This window comes from Bilophila sp. T19-St14 (assembly GCF_059728385.1).
The window spans coordinates 1,049,282-1,067,443 of the sequence record NZ_BAAGFT010000001.1; the positions used below are offsets into that span (position 1 = coordinate 1,049,282).

The 18,162-nt window shown below is 53.4% G+C and carries 14 protein-coding genes; 6 read left to right on the forward strand and 8 right to left on the reverse strand.

Features of this window, described 5'->3' with window-relative positions; all coding sequences use genetic code 11:
• The first annotated feature begins 48 nt into the window (after window positions 1-48).
• Genes AC6I1V_RS04645 through AC6I1V_RS04670 form a run of 6 tightly spaced genes read left to right on the forward strand, consistent with a single transcriptional unit; the run spans window position 49 to window position 11,150 of the window.
• Window positions 49-3,543: a helicase-related protein gene (locus tag AC6I1V_RS04645; protein ID WP_497736749.1), complete on the forward strand. Its 3,495-nt coding sequence runs from the start codon at window positions 49-51 to the stop codon at window positions 3,541-3,543.
• A 3-nt stretch (window positions 3,544-3,546) separates the two neighbouring features.
• A complete protein-coding gene (locus AC6I1V_RS04650) occupies window positions 3,547-3,876 on the forward strand; it encodes an AAA family ATPase (protein ID WP_178640904.1) in 330 nt (109 codons plus the stop codon).
• Window positions 3,877-3,879: 3 nt separating this feature from the next.
• The gene (locus AC6I1V_RS04655) at window positions 3,880-6,762 is read left to right on the forward strand and encodes a DUF8807 domain-containing protein (RefSeq protein WP_178640907.1); all 2,883 of its coding nucleotides are present in this window, start codon (window positions 3,880-3,882) and stop codon (window positions 6,760-6,762) included.
• Window positions 6,763-6,770: 8 nt separating this feature from the next.
• Complete coding sequence (locus tag AC6I1V_RS04660; protein WP_178640910.1) at window positions 6,771-7,808, forward strand: AAA family ATPase; 1,038 nt, start codon at window positions 6,771-6,773, stop codon at window positions 7,806-7,808.
• A gap of 1 nt (window position 7,809) precedes the next feature.
• The gene (locus AC6I1V_RS04665; protein WP_178640913.1) at window positions 7,810-8,343 is read left to right on the forward strand and encodes a hypothetical protein; all 534 of its coding nucleotides are present in this window, start codon (window positions 7,810-7,812) and stop codon (window positions 8,341-8,343) included.
• Window positions 8,334-11,150: a DUF499 family protein gene (locus tag AC6I1V_RS04670; protein ID WP_178640916.1), complete on the forward strand. Its 2,817-nt coding sequence runs from the start codon at window positions 8,334-8,336 to the stop codon at window positions 11,148-11,150. The genes AC6I1V_RS04665 and AC6I1V_RS04670 overlap by 10 nt, the downstream gene beginning before the upstream one ends.
• Window positions 11,151-11,409: 259 nt before the next feature.
• Here the strand turns inward: AC6I1V_RS04670 and AC6I1V_RS04675 are convergent, their stop codons facing one another.
• The 8 genes from AC6I1V_RS04675 to AC6I1V_RS04710 form a co-directional block, all read right to left on the reverse strand.
• Window positions 11,410-11,763, reverse strand: coding sequence for a protein MobC (locus AC6I1V_RS04675; protein WP_178640919.1), 354 nt, complete (start codon window positions 11,761-11,763; stop codon window positions 11,410-11,412).
• Between the two features lie 144 nt (window positions 11,764-11,907).
• Window positions 11,908-13,155, reverse strand: a complete 1,248-nt coding sequence (gene mobV / locus AC6I1V_RS04680) for a MobV family relaxase (protein WP_178639879.1) — start codon at window positions 13,153-13,155, stop codon at window positions 11,908-11,910.
• A 188-nt stretch (window positions 13,156-13,343) separates the two neighbouring features.
• A complete protein-coding gene (locus AC6I1V_RS04685; RefSeq protein WP_178639880.1) occupies window positions 13,344-15,980 on the reverse strand; it encodes a DUF927 domain-containing protein in 2,637 nt (878 codons plus the stop codon).
• 33 nt (window positions 15,981-16,013) lie between these two features.
• Window positions 16,014-16,232: a helix-turn-helix transcriptional regulator gene (locus tag AC6I1V_RS04690; RefSeq protein WP_178639881.1), complete on the reverse strand. Its 219-nt coding sequence runs from the start codon at window positions 16,230-16,232 to the stop codon at window positions 16,014-16,016.
• Window positions 16,233-16,391: 159 nt separating this feature from the next.
• Complete coding sequence (locus AC6I1V_RS04695; protein WP_497736745.1) at window positions 16,392-17,012, reverse strand: hypothetical protein; 621 nt, start codon at window positions 17,010-17,012, stop codon at window positions 16,392-16,394.
• 138 nt (window positions 17,013-17,150) lie between these two features.
• On the reverse strand, window positions 17,151-17,525 hold the full coding sequence (locus AC6I1V_RS04700) for a type II toxin-antitoxin system death-on-curing family toxin (RefSeq protein ID WP_178639883.1): 375 nt from the start codon (window positions 17,523-17,525) through the stop codon (window positions 17,151-17,153).
• Window positions 17,522-17,767, reverse strand: coding sequence for a hypothetical protein (locus AC6I1V_RS04705; RefSeq protein WP_178639884.1), 246 nt, complete (start codon window positions 17,765-17,767; stop codon window positions 17,522-17,524). Before AC6I1V_RS04705 ends, AC6I1V_RS04700 begins: the two co-directional genes overlap by 4 nt.
• 204 nt (window positions 17,768-17,971) lie before the next feature.
• Entirely contained in the window at window positions 17,972-18,160 is a 189-nt protein-coding gene (locus tag AC6I1V_RS04710; RefSeq protein ID WP_178639885.1) for a hypothetical protein, read from the reverse strand.
• Window positions 18,161-18,162 lie beyond the last annotated feature (2 nt).

An 18,162-nucleotide genomic window follows, 5' to 3' on the forward strand; every position in this document is an offset into this window, starting at 1 on the left:
TGGCGGAAGATTGCCTTTCCTTACTGATGTCATTAAGAGGGGAACATCATGCTGCGCTTCGAAGATATTGCAACCGGACAGATTCTGACGGGAGTGGAACAGGGAAAATGCAGTGAAGTCATAATGCTGCAAATTATCAGCGTAAATTCCGCAACTCTTTTCTATAAAAACGATGACGGGAGCTTACGGGAACGTTTGTTGACGCGGGAAGACGAAGCAAACATCTCCATTGCAGAGTCGGAACGCCCTTGGAACTTTGATGTTTCCGCACAGGATTTCAAACGTGCGGCAGAGGCTTACCGTATCAGCCTTGCATACCTCTTCGATCCGATGATGGCTGTCCATACCTCCAATGTGCAACCTCTCCCCCATCAGATTACTGCGGTCTATGAGTCCATGCTTTCCCGGCAGCCTCTGCGTTTTGTTCTTGCCGATGACCCGGGTTCCGGTAAAACCATCATGGCAGGCCTGCTCATCCGTGAGCTTATCATGCGAGCCGATGCCAGACGCATACTCATTGTTTCCCCCGGCAGCCTGAGCGAGCAGTGGTATGATGAAATGTCGTCGAAGTTCGGCCTTCAGTTCGATCTCTTTGACCGCAGTATGCTGAACCTTTCCCACAGCGGCAATCCTTTTGACGATCACGATCTGCTTATCGCCCGGCTTGACCAGCTTGCCAGAGCCAGGGATCTACAGGAAAAACTTGAGCTGTCCTCCTGGGATATGGTCATTGTGGATGAAGCCCACAAAATGTCGGCTTCTTTTTTCGGCAACAGGATCAATGAGACACAGCGCTTCAAGCTGGGCAAGATGCTGGGCAAACGCACACGGCATCTTCTGCTCATGACGGCCACACCTCACAATGGCAAGGAGGAGGACTTTCAGCTCTTCCTTTCTCTTCTGGATACGGAACGCTTTTATGGAAAGTTTCGTGAAGGAAAAACCGCGAAAGTGGATGTCAGCGACATCATGCGGCGCATGGTCAAGGAAGACCTTGTTAAATTTGACGGCACGCCGCTCTTTCCTGAACGCAAGGCTTACGCTTTGAATTATCATCTGTCGGAGCTGGAGCATAACCTTTATGAGGCGGTCACCCGTTATGTGAAAGAAGAAATGGGAAAAGCCGATCACCTGCAGGGCAGTCACCGCGGACGGGTAGGTTTTGCCCTGACCGGTCTGCAGCGGCGTCTCGCTTCCAGTCCTGAAGCTATCTGCCAGACGTTGTGCCGCCGTAAGAAAAGACTGGAAAACAGACTGGAAGAACTGGCTCACAAGCACGAAACAACGCTGTCATGGAATTTTTCCGAACTCCCGGAAGATGCTTGGGAACTGGAAGAAGCGCTTGACGCCGCAGAGTTCGAACAGGCGGAAGAAAAGCTTGTGGATCAGGCAACGGCGTCACAAACACGCCTGGAGTTGCAGGCGGAAATTGAAGTTCTGAAGGCGCTGGAGGCACAGGCAAAAGAAGTGGTGCTTTCCGGCAAGGACAAAAAATGGGATGAACTCTCTCAACTGCTTCAGCAAAACGAGCTCATGCGCGACAGCGAAGGGTTCCAGCGCAAGCTCATTATTTTTACGGAATACAAGGATACGCTGATCTATCTTGCCGAGCGCATCCGCAATCTTCTGGGGGGGGCGGACGCCGTAGTCACCATTCACGGCGCAGTGAACAGGGAGGAACGCCGTCATGTGCAGGACTTGTTCCGTAACGACAAAGCCGTGAAGGTTCTGGTGGCGACGGATGCCGCTGGTGAAGGCGTCAACCTTCAGAATGCCAATCTTATGGTGAACTATGACCTGCCCTGGAATCCCAATCGTCTGGAACAGCGATTCGGGCGTATCCATCGCATCGGCCAGCAGCAGACATGCCATCTGTGGAACCTCATCGCCTGCGGCACACGGGAAGGTGAAGTCTTCCAGAAGCTCTTTGAAAAACTCGAAGTGGAAAAACAGGCTCTTGGCGGACGTGTCTTTGACATCCTCGGAGAAGTGTTTGAAGAAAAAAGCCTGAAAGACCTGCTCATTGAAGCCATCCGCTATGGGGAACAACCCGAAACGATGGACTATCTCCGCAAACGTGTGGAAGGGGCTCTGGATACGGAGCGACTGCGCTCCATTCTGAGCAGAAATGCCCTTTGCAAGGAAATGATGACGCCCGAACGGCTCTTTGCCGTCAAGGAGGAAATGGACAGAGCCGAAGCGCGAAAGTTGCAGCCCCACTATATGCGCGCGTTTTTCCTTGAAGCCTTCCAGCATTTAAAAGGGACGATACACCACAGGGAAGAGCGGCGCTATGAAATCACCTATGTGCCGGAACTACTCCGTTCCAGAGGCGATGCCCTGCGCCAGAAAAACAGCCGCATTCTCCCGCGGTATCAACGTATCTGCTTTGAAAAGGAGCAGATACAGCTTCCCTTCAGAATATCGGCCCCCATGGCGGAACTCATGCATCCCGGCCATCCTCTCATGAAAGCCGTACTGGATATTGTGCTGGAAAAAGGACGCGCTCAGCTCAAACAGGGAACCATACTTCTTGACCCGGCAGACAACGGACTGACGCCCCGCATCCTTCTTTTTCTCAGCCATGCCATACGGGAAGAAAAAAATCAGAACGCCATCGTTTCCCAGCGTGTTCAGTTCGTGGAACTGTTACAGACAGGAGAAGAAAAAAATCCCGGCTGGGCGCCGTATCTTTCCTATGAACCATTTCCAGAAGCCGACCTTCCGCTCATAAACGATATTCTGACTTCCCCATGGCTCAGTCACGATCTGGAAAAACGCGCCGTCAGCCATGCTTCCGAATACATGGCTCCGCAGCATTTTAAAGAGGTAAGCCGACGCAGAGCCGTTCAGGCAGACAAAATCCGCGACGCTGTGCGTGTTCGTCTGGCCAAGGAAGCCAGCTACCAGCAGGATCTGCTGCTGAAGTATCAGAAAATGGCAAAACAGGGGCGGGATATGCGGCTGAAAATTGACCAGACCCGTAAAATCCTTGAAGACCTGCGGGGAAGGCGTACGCTGAGAGAAGCGGAACTTGATGCCATGAAACATGTCGTCTCCACTTCCCCTGTCGTTGTGGGCGGAGCGCTTGTCATTCCCGCCGGTCTGCTGGAAGCACGCAAGGCAGGCACAGGCGCAGAAGCATTTTCTGCTGATGCTGCCGCGCGAAAGCACATAGAAACACTTGCCATGAGGGCGGTCATTCAGGCAGAACAGGCACAGGGTTGCACATGTGTCGATGTTTCTGCCCAGAACTGCGGCTGGGACATCACGAGCACTCCCCCCGGAAAGGGCGAGGATGCCATGCCGGAAGACAGGCACATAGAGGTGAAAGGTCGAGCCGCCGGGCAGACTACCATCACGGCAAGCCACAACGAAATCTGTGCCGCCCTGAACCAGAAGGACAAGTTCTGGCTGGCGGTCGTGTTTGTGGACGGCGACAGTGTGGACGGGCCGTATTATGCGCATCAGCCCTTTGCCCAGGAACCGGAAATGAGCGTGGCCAGCGTGAATTACAATATCAAAGACCTCCTTGGGATGTGAGCGATGAATATTCAATCCTTGGAAATAAAGAATTTCCGCTGCTTCAAACAAATAAGTTCGACGTTCGAAGAGGATCTCACCGTGTTCGTCGCCAAAAACGGTCAGGGGAAAAGCTCCATTCTGGACGCCACCAAAATCGCTCTGTGGCCTTATGTTTCCGGTTTTGACCTGGGCAAGCAGACCAATCTGCCCACGGGCATTGAAGTAAGCGATGTGTTCCGACTGAAAGCAGAAACGGAAAACATGGAACCCGTCCTCCCTTCTTCTATTAATGCCAGCATCTGCCTGAATGGAGAAACTGTTTTTGATTTGCCGGAACTGATTCAAGGATAACCCATGCCTGCCATCAAAACCCCGAAGAAACTCATTGAAGTAGCCTTGCCGCTGGACGCCATCAATGCCGCGGCAGCGCGTGAAAAGTCCATACGGCATGGTCATCCCAGCACGCTGCATCTGTGGTGGGCGCGTCGTCCGCTTGCCGCGGCGAGGGCTGTCATTTTTGCTCAGATGGTCAATGATCCGGGGTATGAACGTCAGTATCAGCGGGGCATGAACAAGGAAGCCGCATCCAGAGAAAGGGAACGCCTGTTCAAGATTATTGAAGATCTGGTGAAGTGGGAAAACACCACCAACGAAGATGTTCTGGAGCGGGCGCGCGAGGAGATTCGCAAATCCTGGCGGGAAACGTGCAAGCTCAACAAGGATCATCCGCAGGCTGCCGAGCTGTTCAATCCCGACAAGCTCCCAGCCTTTCACGATCCCTTCGCCGGAGGCGGAGCCTTGCCTTTGGAAGCGCAGCGCCTTGGGCTGGAGGCATGGGCTTCTGATCTCAATCCCGTGGCCGTCACCATCAACAAGGCCATGATCGAAATTCCGCCCAAATTTGCGGGACGTGCTCCGGTTGGCCCCATTCCCCCGTCCACAAAGGATGCGCTGCCCCTGAGCGAGTGGAAAGGAGCACAGGGGCTGGCCGAAGATGTGCGTCGTTATGGCCACTGGATGCGGGAGGAAGCGCAGAAACGCATCGGTCATTTGTATCCGCAGATAAAAATCACGGAAGAGATGGCTTCCGAACGCCCCGATTTGCAGGACTATGTCGGCCAGAAACTGACCGTCATTGCCTGGATATGGGCGCGCACCGTCAAAAGTCCCAACCCTGCTTTTTCGCATGTGGATGTGCCGCTGGCCTCTACCTTCGTGCTTTCCAGCAAGGCAGGAAAGGAAGCCTGGGTTCAGCCTGTGGTGGAAGGCGACAGCTACCGCTTTACCGTTCGCATGGGCAAGCCGCCTAAGGAAGCCGCATCAGGAACAACCGCAGGCAAAAGAAAAGCGTTTGTCTGTCTGTTTTCACATACGCCTATTTCCTATCACCATATCCGAAAAGAAGGACAAAACGGTCATATGGGGCAACGGCTCATGGCTATCGTAGCCGAAGGAACAAGGGGACGAGTTTATTTGTCTCCCAGTGAAGAACAGGTGGCTATAGCACAGCTGGCAAAGCCGACATGGAACCCCTCTATACAACTACCAGACAATCCACGAGATTTTAAAACTCCTAATTATGGCTTAACCACCTATGGCGATCTCTTCACGCCTCGTCAGCTTGTGGCGCTGACCACGTTTTCCGATCTGGTGCAGGAAGCCATAACCAAATGCCGCAACGATGCTCTGGCATCCGGCATGTCGGACGACGGACTGGGCCTTGAAGCCGGAGGCACAGGCGCACAGGCCTATGCGGAGGCTGTGGGGGTGTATTTGGCCTTTGCTGTGGATAGACTGGCAGATAGAAGTTCTTCTATTTGTGGATGGGATACAGGGTATACAAAAATTAGAAATACCTTTGGACGACAGGCTATTCCAATGGTATGGGACTATACAGAAGGAAATCCATTTAGTTTTTCAACTGGTAATTTCACTTCTATGGTAGCATGGATATTTGAATCTATTTTATATTTTTCAACTTATAAAAATGGAAATGTTTATCAAATTGAAGCACAAGGTGAAAATATAAGTTTTAATAAAATAATATCAACAGATCCTCCGTATTATGATAATATAGGGTATGCTGATCTGTCAGATTTTTTCTATATATGGCTTCGTCGTTCATTGCGCAAAGTTTTTCCTTCTTTGTATGCTACCATGTCTGTGCCCAAAGCAGAAGAACTGGTAGCTACTCCCTACCGACATGGAGGCAAAGAAGCTGCGGAAATTTTCTTTCTGCACGGCATGACGGAGGCTATCCGTAACTTGGCTGCTCAATCCCATCCTGCCTTCCCTGTGACCATCTATTATGCCTTCAAGCAATCGGAAACAAAAGCTGAAAAAGGCACTTCCAATACCGGTTGGGAAACCTTTCTGGAGGCGGTGCTGAGCGCCGGATTTGCCATTTGTGGTACATGGCCCATGCGCACAGAACTTGGCAATCGTATGATCAGTTCGGGCACCAACGCCCTTGCCTCTTCCATCGTTCTTGTCTGCCGGAAGCGCCCGGAGGATGCTCCCAGCATCAGCCGCAGGGAATTTCTGCGGGAACTGAACGACGTGCTGCCCACGGCCTTTGATGAAATGACGCGAGGCGGCGTGAACTCGCCCGTGGCTCCTGTGGACCTTTCTCAGGCCATCATCGGCCCCGGCATGGCGGTATTCAGCAAATACAAGGCCGTGCTGGAAGCCGACGGCTCCCCCATGAGCGTGAAAAATGCCCTGCGCATCATCAACCGCTTTTTCGGTGGAGAAGACGATTTTGACAACGACACCATGTTCTGCCTGAGCTGGTTTGAAAGCAACGGCTGGGCGGCAGGAAAGTTCGGCGATGCCGACGTGCTGGCCAGAGCCAAGGGCACCAGTGCATCAGGCCTTGCCGAAGCCGGTGTGGTAGCTTCCGGCGGAGGGGAAGTGCGCCTCTTGCGCTGGCAGGATATGCCGGAAGGCTGGGATCCTTTGCAGGATACCAGAAAACCGGTATGGGAATCGTTGCATCAGCTTATCCGCAGCCTGAACCTGCATGGAGAAGGCCCGACAGGAACTCTGCTTGCTCAGTGTGGAACGCAGAGCGGAGCCATCCGCTCCCTTGCCTATCGGCTGTACACGCTCTGTGAACGCAAGGGCTGGGCCGAAGATGCCCGCGCCTATAACGAACTGGTCGTCGCCTGGCCCAACATTGAACAGGCCTCATTGCAGGTTCCTGTCAGGCAGCAGGAACAGACCTCGCTGCTGTAGGAGGGAATATGCTCAGAACATTACATATCGAAAATTTTACGGTTTTCAGAAAGGCCGAGCTTCAGTTCTCTCCCGGTCTCAATGTCGTCATAGGGGAAAACGGTACCGGCAAAAGTCACTTGCTGAAACTGGGCTATACTGTCCTGAAGACGCTGGAATCGTTTGGCGACAAAGCCCCTGCCAAAGATGTGGCAGAGCGCGAGTTCGCCCAGAATCTTGTGGATATCTTCCGCCCTGAAAGCCTGGGCAGGCTCGCTTCCCGTGTTCAGGGCAGCGCAGCCTCCTCTGTTTCCGCAACATGGGACCGCAAAGGCAGTCTTGGTTTTTCCTTTTCCACAAGAAAAACGGAAAAGGTGGATATATGGCCATCTCCACAGTATGAGTCTCTAGGTTCTTCTACGCTGTTTCTTCCTCCCAAAGAAATACTTTCCGTGTTCGAGGGCTTTCAGGGCGCTCTGGAAAAGAGAGAACTTGCCTTCGACGGAACGTACCTCGCTCTGGCCAAAGCCCTGAATCCTGCGCCTCTGAAAGGAAAGCGGCCTGCCGACACAGCAAAGCTTGTTGAGTCGCTGGAAGAAGTGCTGAACGCATCAGTGGTAAAAAAAGACAACAGGTTTTATTTTCTTTCCAAAAGTACCGGCGGGCAGTTTGAAGCCCCTCTTGCGGCGGAAGGGCATCGCAAGCTCGGTATGCTGGCCTATCTGATATTGAACGGGGAACTGCGCAACAAGTCTTCGTTGTTCTGGGATGAGCCGGAAGCCAATCTGAACCCCAAGCTTCTGGTGAAGCTCGCACAAATTCTGGTGAAGCTCAGCAAGGTCATGCAGGTCACTATCGCCACGCACAGTCTTTTCCTTTTGCGAGAGCTGGAAATTCTTCAGGAGGAAAAAAAGCGCTCCAATGCCCGTTACTTCGGTCTGCACTTTACCGGCAACGGCGTTGAAGTCAGGCAGGGCAAGTCTTCCAATGACATTGGAGACATCGCCGCTCTGGATGCCAGTATTGAGCAGGCTACGCGCTATTTGCAAGCTGATGGAGAAATGTAGCATGCATGAAGAAACAGAGCGTGATATCAAATTTTCATTTCCTGAACAATGGCATATCATGCGATATGAACACTCCGAATTTCATGAAAAAAAGATGATGCCTTTGCAACATACCCATGCCTCTGATTTTTTGTGTTGTAATGGTGTAAAAACAATGATTCTTGAAGTAAAACGATATACAGAAAAACCATTTAATGACACAGGAGAAAATTTATCAAATTTTATTGATAAAGTTGGATGGCAATTTCGTGATACTATTTGTGGAATTTCCATTGCAAAAATAAGCAATAACCTAGAATTGGAGCCCTATTATAGCGCAGTATTTTCAGAAGAGTCTGATGCGTCTGTAAAATTGATTCTCTTTCTTGAGCTTGAAAATATAACATCAGGCATGGATAAGCGCGAAGTCATGGCTCATATCCTGAACAGGTTGAAACAACGTTTTACCCCTATGGGCTTTGCCGTTCGTGTTGTTGATTCTCAAACTCTCTCCTCCCATTGCTCGTGGAAAGCTGAGGTGTTGTCATGCAATTAAAGCCCTGGCGCGAACTTGTCACGCCCCATGCCGATGTCCTGCGGGGCGCCTTCCAGCAGTCGGAATTTGCGGCCGATATATCCCGCGTCCATGCCGGAACGGCTACGGAAGAATATCAGAATCCCGCGCTGTTCTTTCAACGTACCTTCATCACCGAAGGCATGAAACACCTGCTTCACTCTGTTCTGGAGCGCCTTTCCGGCAGAGGCGGCGATCCCGTCATTCAGCTCCAGACGGCGTTCGGCGGCGGCAAGACCCATACGCTTCTGGCCGTGTATCACCTGGCTGCCGCCACATGCCCTCCCAGTGATATGCCGGGGGTTCCTGCTCTTCTGGACGATGCCGGTCTTACGGAACTGCCGCGTGCCCGTATCGCCGTTATTGACGGCATAGGCATGTCTCCCAACCAGCCGCTTGTTCACGGAGAGCTGTCCGTCCGTACCATATGGGGAGAACTTGCCTGGCAGCTCGGCGGAGCGGAAGGCTACGCCATGGTGGCCGATTCGGACAGGGCCGGAACTTCGCCGGGAAAGGCTGTTCTGGAAAAGCTACTGAAGAACGCCGCACCGTGCATTATTCTTATGGATGAGCTGGTGGCCTATATCCGTCAGTTCTCCGAAACGCCTTTGACCGGAGGCACCTTTTCTTCCAATCTGAGCTTCATGCAGGCCCTTACGGAAGCCATAAAAGGCGTTTCCAATGCCGTGCTGCTGGCCTCTCTTCCGGAATCCAAGGCTGAAGCCGGTGACAGGAACGGTCAACGCGCCCTGGAAACGCTTTCGCATACCTTTGGACGCATTCAGGCACTCTGGAAACCTGTCGGTGCGGAAGAAGCCTTTGAGGTCGTGAGACGCAGGCTTTTTGCTCCGGTAACAGACAGAAAAAGCGCCGATGACGTATGCAGGGCCTTTGCCGGCTTCTATATTGAAAATGCCTCCGGTTTCCCTCAGGAAACGCAGGAAAGTCACTATCTTGCCCGCTTGAAGGCCGCCTATCCCATACATCCGGAAGTGTTTGATCGCTTGTATGAAGACTGGTCCTCCCTGGATAATTTCCAGCGGACGCGAGGCGTGTTGAAATTTATGGCCAAGGTCATTCATCGTCTGTGGAAAGACAACAGCACCGACCCGCTCATCATGCCCGGCAGCCTGCCGTTCTACGATGGGGGAACACGAGCCGACATTATCTATTATCTTCCTCAGGGATGGGATCCTGTCGTCGATAAGGATATTGACGGAGAAAACGCGCAGCCAACGCAACTGGATATGAGCATGCCGCGTTTCGGCAATATTCAATCCTGCCGTCGTGTGGCGCGTACCATCTTTCTGGGGTCTGCACCGGCAGGCAACTTGGGTGGAAGCAATGTGTACCGGGGCATTGATGAGAAGCGCATCCTCCTAGGAGCGGCTCTCCCGTCTTGCGCTCTGGCCGTTTTCCGGGATTCCCTCCAGCGCCTGCAGGACAAGCTTTATTACCTGAACATGGAAAATGATAAATTCTGGTTCAATGTGCGCCCCAATCTGCGCAGAGAGATGGAAGACCGCAAGGCCAGATACGGCATGGAACAGGCGCTTCCTTTCATGAAGGACCGCCTGCGTCATACTCTGAAACAGGGGATGTTTTCTGCCGTGCATATTTTTGCTCCCGGCAGCGACATTCCCGATGACGAGCAGCTTCGCCTTGTTGTTCTCCCTCCTCGGGAAGCCTACAGCAAAACCTTGGACAACGGCGCGCTATCTGCCGCGCAAGGCATACTGGAAAACAGGGGAGATGTGCCTCGCCAGAACAGGAACCGTCTGGTGTTTCTTGCGCCGGAGCACGATAATATCTCCCGGCTTGTTGATCAGATCAAATCCTTCCTTGCTTGGCAGTCCATTCTTTCCGACAGCGCGGAAGACAAGCTGGTTTTGGATACTCTCCAGATAAAAAATGCCCGTACAGCAGCAGAGAAGACGAGACAGATTGCAGCCCGTTCAGTCGAGGAAGCCTTCAAATGGCTTCTTGTCCCTTACTGCGGGGAAAGAAACCTTACCGAAACAGTATGGGAGAGACTCCCCATTCCCGGCGGAACGACAAACCTCATTTCCGAGATTGAGCGGCAGCTTCGTGAAAATGAAATGGTCATCGAACGCTGGGCTCCCGTTCATCTCAAACATGCGCTGGATCAGTGGTTTTGGAATAACAACGCGCCCTACAGGAAGGCCATGGACGTATGGCAGGCAACATGCCGCTACTTGTATCTGCCCCGCCTAGGCAGCAAGAGCGTATTTACGCAAACCATAAGCGATGGACTGCCCTCTCGTGACTTTTTCGCCATTGCCCAGGGGCTGGAGGAAGAAAAATTTCTCGGCTTTTCCTTCGGCAAGGCAGGGCTGGCTATTCTGGATTCATCTGCCTTGCTGGTTTCCCCTGAAAAGGCAAAGCAATATGAAGAGGCTCTTCTTGCAGCTGAATCCCGTAAGCCTTCTTCAGCAGGACAAACTGGCCAATCGGGAGGCGATACTCTCTCTGGAGGCGGAACGTTGGAACCCCCCGATTCTTCGGGAACAGATGGTTCTGAAAACGTGGTTCACCGCTTTATGGGAAATGTGAAGATTGATCCCATGATGGGCAAGATGGACAGTCAGGCCATTTTTGATGAAGTTATACAGCACCTATATGAATATACAGGAACCAGTATTAAAATTACTCTTGAAATAGAGGCTGTTACCGAAAATCCATCAGGGTTTGATTCCAGCATTCAACGAATAGTTAAGGAAAACAGTAAACAATTAAATTTCACTATCGTAGAATTTGAACAAAACTAATGTGTTATCGAATAATAATACCAAATATGCTGCTGTCAAAGAAGATAGGGTATTAAACTGGCTTTTGGCATGCTCTGAGAGTAAGCCCTTGAAAGGGAAAGGAGCTACTACCAGATCAAGCCAAAACCAGTTCAAACGATGTCTATGAATCACACAGCTCAAGAGCAATGCTCTGGCGGCTCTCGTTTTGATCGGTGCTGGATACGCGGATGTATCCGTACGTTTTTGCCATGACGGTTTCTCCCCTGAGTGTTTTTTCTCACAGTTCATCACCCGGGATGTCAGCAACAATGAAGCTGCCGCGTTGTTCGTGTCTCGGAGGCGGCGGGGGTGTGTCTCTCTTCTTGGTTTTTCGGCTTTCCCGCTGCCGTCTGGCTTCGGTCAGATATTTGGTCAGGGTTTGGGGCTTCACCTCAACCCCTTTCTCATGCAACTTTTCGACAATCTCCAATGTATCGAAGCCGCGCTTCTTCATCCTCTCTAGCGTCGGGGCAAGGGTAAAAATGGCCTGCTTCACGGTCATGGCGCGGTTTCCGTCCAGCGTGACGGTGGCGGGCTTGAGTCTGGCGAACTCCTGTCGGATTTCCTTCAGTTGGCTGACTGTGATGGTCATGGTGTTTTCTCCTGTGGGTGGCGGGGCATGTCCCCGGTTTTGCCTTTTGTCTTTGGCGGTCAAGCGGCACGCTTGCCCACTGGTTTACGCAGTAAACCCTAGTGGGCTATGACTCGCCTTCGAGTCGAGATTCCCGGCGGATGGTCAGCGCATCCTTGAGCGATGGCGCTGCGGCATGGCCTCCGGCTCCTGTCGGATTTGTCGTTCACGCTCGGACTGCTGGCGAGCTTCCTCTTCCTGACGCTCTCGCTCTTGCTGTGCCTCTTCCTCCCGCTGCCGCTGTTTCTCCTTTTCCTGAAGGAATGCGGCATGGAGAGGCTTGATTTCCGGCTGGAGGGTGAACTCCTGATATTCCTCCAGCTCATCCCGAAGCTCCCGCTCCCGTTGCATCAGGCTGCGCATGTTGTGGGCGTTGGCGTCCCGTTCCTGCGCATACTGCGCTTTGAGCAGAGAATGCTGTTTTGAAAGCTCTTGCAGCCGCTTTTGCAGCGTCTCATTTTCGCCCTGTAATTTGTCTCTGGCGGCCGCGATCATGCTTTTTTCGGCAAGGGCTTTTTGCTGCTGCGTCATGATCGTCTGCGCCTGTTTCAGCACGGATTTGTAATTGAGCAAGGACGCCTGTGGGAGTTCCGGCATGTTCGATAAAATGTTTTCCGCCTCACGGGCCTGCTGTTCCATGGATTGCAGACGTTCCTGCAAGACTTCCTCCTGCTTCCGTCTTTCAGCCATTTCTCCGATGAGGAGCAAGGCTTCATGCGCTACGGCATAGGCCTCGCTCCGCAGACCGGCGAGAGCCTCCTTTTGCTGCTTGAACTCCCGCGTATCCAGATGCTTTTTGGCTGCTCCCGGCTTCTGTTCAACGCCACGCTGAATGTCGAAGCCACGGCTTTGCAGATAGATGGGCAAGTCGGTTTGCAGCTTTTTCAGACTGGCACGGGTATAGATGCTGTTGGCGTTGAGCCGCCCGTCCGGCGTCACAGGCACATGAAGGAAGTGCATGTGCGGCGTCTTTTCATCCATATGAACCATGGCCGAGATGACGTTTTCCTTGCCGACAAAATCGGTGAGGTACGTTGCGGCTTCCTCAAAAAAGCGCCTGGTTTCGTCTTTGCCGATGCGGGTAAAGAACGATTTATCCGAACTGACAATCAGACCGCACAGATGCACGGCGTCCTTGCGCACGGCCTTGACCATGAGCAGGTCGTCAATGCGGTTTTGGATGGCCTGCGCGTAGTTGTCTGAGGCGGATTCATGCAGATCGTAGTTTCCCGCGCTTCGGCTGTAATCAATGTCGGGGTTGGAATGGCTCTCGCGTTCGCGCCGGTTGTGCGATTGAATGCCACGAATGGCGTCTTTCTTGAATTTATCCATATGCAAGACAAGGAGTGACATTGTTTTCTCCTTCATTGTTTTTTGGGGGGCAACGTGGGCACAGGGGCGAAGCAAGGGATAACGGGAAGAAAACGCGCCCACTTTTTTCCCCGTGCCCACTTTTGATTTTTTCATGGGTGGGCGTAACAAACAGGCGTCGCATGGGCATTTGCCCACCTGCCCACCATGCCCACGCGTTTTGGATACCGTTATGATGATTCATCATTGCCGCTTTCATCGGGCAAAACGAGGACGTAGGCCCTGACTCTGCCCATGCCGGGCAGTTCACGTTTTGTCGTGTTCTTGTCGTCGCTCAGGTGCAGCCACCCCGCGTTGCGGAGAACCGCCGCCGCGCGTCGAGGCGAGAAACCTTTGATGATCTCGGCCCTGAACGATTCCGGCAATACGATATATTCAGTGACGCCCCGGACGTTGCGTCTAAAGCCCACACGGTTGACGCAGGTGGCCATTTGAGTATCCAAGTCCTGAAAGCGGCTTGCTCCGTGCTGTTCGATGAACAGGCGCACGGCCGCGAGGATGGCGGTATCCTCGGAAGCGCCGATTCCTCCGCGAGCTGTCAGCCAGTCATGGAAACAGCGTTCGGCGCAGCCTGGAGCTTCAAAATCAGGGGGCAGAATTCCCATCTGCACGGCCAGACCTCCGGCCAGTCCGCAGAGCGCGAAGCGTTGGGCCACGCGCCGCACCTGTCCGTCCGCTCCGACAGGCACAAGACGACTGACCGTATTGGCAAGAGCCGGTTGCAGCTCGGACAGAACCGTGGTCATGGTGTCAGGTTCGGTCAATTTGTGCAGGAAGGCGCGGCCCGCGTGGCCGTAATGTAGAGCGGTCAATTCTTTGAGGCGATTCACCACTGCCCCTGCATGAGGGAAACCGTGCAGTTCGATGAGCATGGACGTATCCACAGGCAAGCCCACAAAACGCACCTCTTGGCCGCCTCTGGATTTCAACCCGTTTTCAGCCAGTTTGTCGGCAAGACCAAGTTCGCCGCTGGAGAGAAAGAGCAGACGCCAGGAAAGGGATTTGCGCAGATTGCCCTCGCGGCTGGAGCGTCCCTTGCCCTGACCGTTGGCCAGCATGTAGGCGCATTCGGCCAGAACCTTGCCGTTGACCTGTCCGACTTCATCCAAAATCAGCACATTGTCGTTGTGCAGGACAGCAATGTTCTCAAGGCCGTTGTCCGTGGCGCGCCAGCTTCGGACGTGTTCCGGACCGCCCCAGACGGACGCGGCAATCTGGAGGGCCGTTGTCTTGCCCGATGACGAACCTCCCTCAAAGCTGAATCCGCCACCCTCCAGACCAGCCAGACGCAGCAACGGCCCGGCGAAGGACACGCACAGGGCAAAGCTCAGACGGGAATTGCCGATGGAGAGTGCGGCTATTTCCTTCCAGCCGTCCAGAGTTCCGGCGGTTCGGTACAGATCACCGTGATGTGCGGATTGCAGAACCACGCTTTCGCCGGAGGTATCGCCATACACGGCATCCGGCAGAATGTAGGCGGCCCTGTCCCAGCCGGTGCGGGGCACACAGCGGATACGCCGGGCGGGCCGGACGGTGGCCAGAAAATCCACCAGCTTTTTTCTGGCAACAGGATTGCCGAACCAGCCGCCGGAAGCCAGGGCGCTGTACCAGTCCGTGCCCTGCCGGAAGAGCAGCTCAATGGGCATGGGCCAGGTGTGCTTTTTGCCGTCCGGGTCAGCCCATTCGAGCATGAGACCCCATTCGTTGCCCTCGCTGTCGCGGGTCATACCTTTCACGGCGAGCGGAGGCCCGATGCGGACTTCCTTCAGCTCGCCGTCCGGTTTGGTTTCCAGTTTGTACAGTCCGGCGCGTTTGCCTTCCGGTACCAGAAAGAAGCTCTCCGGCATGGGGCAATCAACATCCTGTTTTCGTGCCGCTTCCACAACAGAACGGACAGCCTCAAGGGAACGCTGCCGATGCAGATCGTTGAAGTCCGTTGCCTTGCCGCCATGGGCCGGACAGACAGCCAACTTGCCGTTTATAGGCCGCGCCGCTCTGGAAGCTGCTTCTTTGCCGGGATTCCACGGCGTTCCATCGGGTTTGACGGTTTCACAGTCGTTGTCCGCACAAAGTACCAGCTCTCTGTCTGGATAGGATTGCCGTGCCATGCGGGCCACGGCTTCCAGATTTCCGGCATTGAAGGCGATCAGCACGGCGTATCCTGTAGCCAGATGCAGACTTGCTCCTGTGGCGTAGCCTTCGGCAATGAGCAACGGGCCGTCCCTGGATTCGTTTTTTGCAGGAATGGAGCAGAATCCGCCGGACGTTTTGCCACCCTTGAGAAAGAATTTGTCCGTCCCCTCGGTGGGCTTGTCCGGCAGGATGAATTGCAGGCTCTGTATCCGACCGAACGGGTTCAGCACGGGAACAATGAGTCGCCCGTCCTCCGTCTGTCGCAGGCCGATGGCCGGAACTTCCTTTCTTTGCAGATAGGGATGGTCGTCCCCGGCGGTTCGGGAACGGTTCCAGATGCTCGCGGCCAGCTTTGCGGCTGCCTTCCAGCGGCGCTCCTGTTCGGCCTTTGTGTCGGCTTTGGCAGCGGCAAGGCGCTCTTGCAGAGCCTTGCGCTGGGCGGCGCTGAATTCCCTTTCCGGCCTGGCCGTCCATGTTCCCTCATCGCCGGTGCGCCAGTTCTTCCACCAGATGGAGGCCGGAGCGTCCAGAAACGCCTTGTACGCGCCGTCCTTGCGATGGGGCCTGTCCGTTGTGCCGCAGCGATGCAGGAGGCCATCGGTCAGAACGGCCTCGACCTCCAGCCCGGCTGCACGCAGACACTCGGCAAAGTTGTGCAGAATGTCGGCGCTCATTTCGGCCTCCAAGTATAGAGATGAAGGCTTGCGCTACCTGACATTGTCTTCACCGTTGCTCAGGCGTTCAATAAGCTCCCTGATGTCCTCAACACGCCAGGCTGTGGTGCGGGGGCCAAGTTTTACAGGCTTGGGATAACGACCGGTTCGGCAGCCTTCCCACCATGCGCTTTCACAAATGGGGATGCAGGCCAGAATCTGGGGTAGACGTACAAAGCCGAATTCGGGGAATGATGTTTTTTGCTGTGCCATAAAAAAATCTCCTGAAGGGTATTGGTCTTCAGGAGAGTCTGGCACGTTTGGAAAAAATCCCGTGAGGGAATTTGGCGGGAAAAAGACGGGAAAACGCGGGAATACGGGAAAATGGAGCTAAAAAATCACCCCTGAATGATGGTGTATGCGTCAGCTTCTTCAAGAAGGCGGTTCATCAGGTTTCGGTACGACTTGGGATCGCCATATTCTTTTTCCGTGAACAGGCGGCCAAGCTGCGTTTTTCTGCCCATCTGGGTTTTGTGTCCTGTTTCGGGCTTGTCGGCACTGCACCAGTAAAACAGTAGGTATCGTGAACATCGATTCTTCAAACAGGGGAGAGTCTGGCGAGTATTGGTCAAAGAAATCTTCTGTTTTAAGATTTTTCAGAGTATGGAACAAAAACTCTCGTTCCTCAGGAAATACGTTGTCAATTTCATCATAGGTTTCTTCCAGAATGTACTTGAGACCCAGTTCCAAGGCATTGGCATGAATATTCCATGAAAGTTTTTTAAAAAAATCCATGATGTCACACCCAAACAAATGGGTGTGGATCCGTTTGTCTGACAGACAGGGTTGCGGTAAAGCAGGACTTTCTATGTTATAGACGGTCTGATTGCTGTCAGCGAAGTCTTTCCAGTACGCTTCATGCGCTCTGCGCCATAATTCCGCAGGAAAAACGGCATGAGGCCACATTGCCTGAATGACGGTTTCGACTTCGTTCGAGGTCAGCCAGTATGCCTGCCGTACCCTGCCGAGGGATATTTTTTGCTGGTCCAACATGGAGGAAAGCGTAGCTCAAACGCCGAATTCGGACAATATGAAAACAGGCGGCGCGGATTTTGTGAGGCATTGCGCAAAAATGCCGACTGCAAAAAAGACCTCCCCCCGGAGGCCTTGCGTAATCAGGTTGTTTTGCGGTCAGCGTTTGCTGATGCAGCAACGCAGATCCTGTACCATAGTTTCAAATCGTCCTTCTTTTTCTCCAAGCCAATGCAAAATTCTGTCGTACAGCCATTGCGGATCCGCATCCAGACGGTATCCGTTGATATCCAGAAAGACATGACAGCTCGCAAAGGCTACCCGTTTGTTGCCGTCAACAAACGGATGGTTGATGAGCAGGCTTTCCATGAGCGCGGCGGCTTCTTCGATGATGTCTGCATAATAGCCGCTTTGCGGCCGAAACAATGCCGCTTCAATGGCTCCGAGGTCGCGCACACCATTGGAGCCGCCATATACTTTGATGGCTTCGGCATGGATGGCCAGAACTTCATGCAGAGTCGGGTAATCCATCATTTCGCCAGTTCCCGGTACAGGCTGTCGTATTGCTCCATGCTGTTCCTGAATGCATCCATCACATGCCTGCGGGGAGTATTGCCGGTTTTGCGCTCAATGTAGTCGCGCAGGGCTTCATCCACCAAGGCTTGAATCTGACGGCCTTCGCTCGCCGCGATGCTTTTCAGGGTTTGCAGCACTGCCGGATCAGCCTGCGTGGCGAATTTGACCTTTGCCGTTTTTTCTATCTGAGCCTGTTGCATGGCGATCTCCTGTATCCAGATGATGGCAAGTCTTCATGAAATGTCAAGATGTATCTTGACGATTATTATATGAAAAGCTGGGAAAAAGAGTAAGCCGCCGAGTTCGGACAACATGAAAACAGGCGGCGCGGATTTTGTGAGGGCATCGCATGGGAATGTCGATGCAAATATTCGTGCCGCCTGCTTGAGCAAAGGGGTATTTTTTCAGCTATACCACGCCCGGATCATGTCCATATCGTCATACCCAGCCAGCCTCATGCGTTCTCTGGTTTCTTCACTCCAGCCGGTATCGGCAACGGTAATCTGGTCATCTTCAGGTATGTTGCCGATGGTGACGAACGTATCCTGTTCCGGGGATTGAGGCGATTTCACGGAATGAATGGTATCGGTCATGG

What these genes read in the sequence shown, in the direction of transcription:
- AC6I1V_RS04660 (WP_178640910.1), top strand. Translation starts at nt 6,771, where the DNA reads ATGCTCAGAACATTACATATCGAAAATTTTACGGTTTTCAGAAAGGCC.
- AC6I1V_RS04675 (WP_178640919.1), bottom strand. Translation starts at nt 11,763, where the DNA reads ATGACCATCACAGTCAGCCAACTGAAGGAAATCCGACAGGAGTTCGCC.
- AC6I1V_RS04655 (WP_178640907.1), top strand. Translation starts at nt 3,880, where the DNA reads ATGCCTGCCATCAAAACCCCGAAGAAACTCATTGAAGTAGCCTTGCCG.
- AC6I1V_RS04695 (WP_497736745.1), bottom strand. Translation starts at nt 17,012, where the DNA reads ATGTTGGACCAGCAAAAAATATCCCTCGGCAGGGTACGGCAGGCATAC.
- AC6I1V_RS04705 (WP_178639884.1), bottom strand. Translation starts at nt 17,767, where the DNA reads ATGCAACAGGCTCAGATAGAAAAAACGGCAAAGGTCAAATTCGCCACG.
- AC6I1V_RS04690 (WP_178639881.1), bottom strand. Translation starts at nt 16,232, where the DNA reads ATGGCACAGCAAAAAACATCATTCCCCGAATTCGGCTTTGTACGTCTA.
- AC6I1V_RS04710 (WP_178639885.1), bottom strand. Translation starts at nt 18,160, where the DNA reads ATGACCGATACCATTCATTCCGTGAAATCGCCTCAATCCCCGGAACAG.
- AC6I1V_RS04645 (WP_497736749.1), top strand. Translation starts at nt 49, where the DNA reads ATGCTGCGCTTCGAAGATATTGCAACCGGACAGATTCTGACGGGAGTG.
- AC6I1V_RS04650 (WP_178640904.1), top strand. Translation starts at nt 3,547, where the DNA reads ATGAATATTCAATCCTTGGAAATAAAGAATTTCCGCTGCTTCAAACAA.
- AC6I1V_RS04685 (WP_178639880.1), bottom strand. Translation starts at nt 15,980, where the DNA reads ATGAGCGCCGACATTCTGCACAACTTTGCCGAGTGTCTGCGTGCAGCC.
- AC6I1V_RS04700 (WP_178639883.1), bottom strand. Translation starts at nt 17,525, where the DNA reads ATGATGGATTACCCGACTCTGCATGAAGTTCTGGCCATCCATGCCGAA.
- mobV (WP_178639879.1), bottom strand. Translation starts at nt 13,155, where the DNA reads ATGTCACTCCTTGTCTTGCATATGGATAAATTCAAGAAAGACGCCATT.
- AC6I1V_RS04665 (WP_178640913.1), top strand. Translation starts at nt 7,810, where the DNA reads ATGCATGAAGAAACAGAGCGTGATATCAAATTTTCATTTCCTGAACAA.
- AC6I1V_RS04670 (WP_178640916.1), top strand. Translation starts at nt 8,334, where the DNA reads ATGCAATTAAAGCCCTGGCGCGAACTTGTCACGCCCCATGCCGATGTC.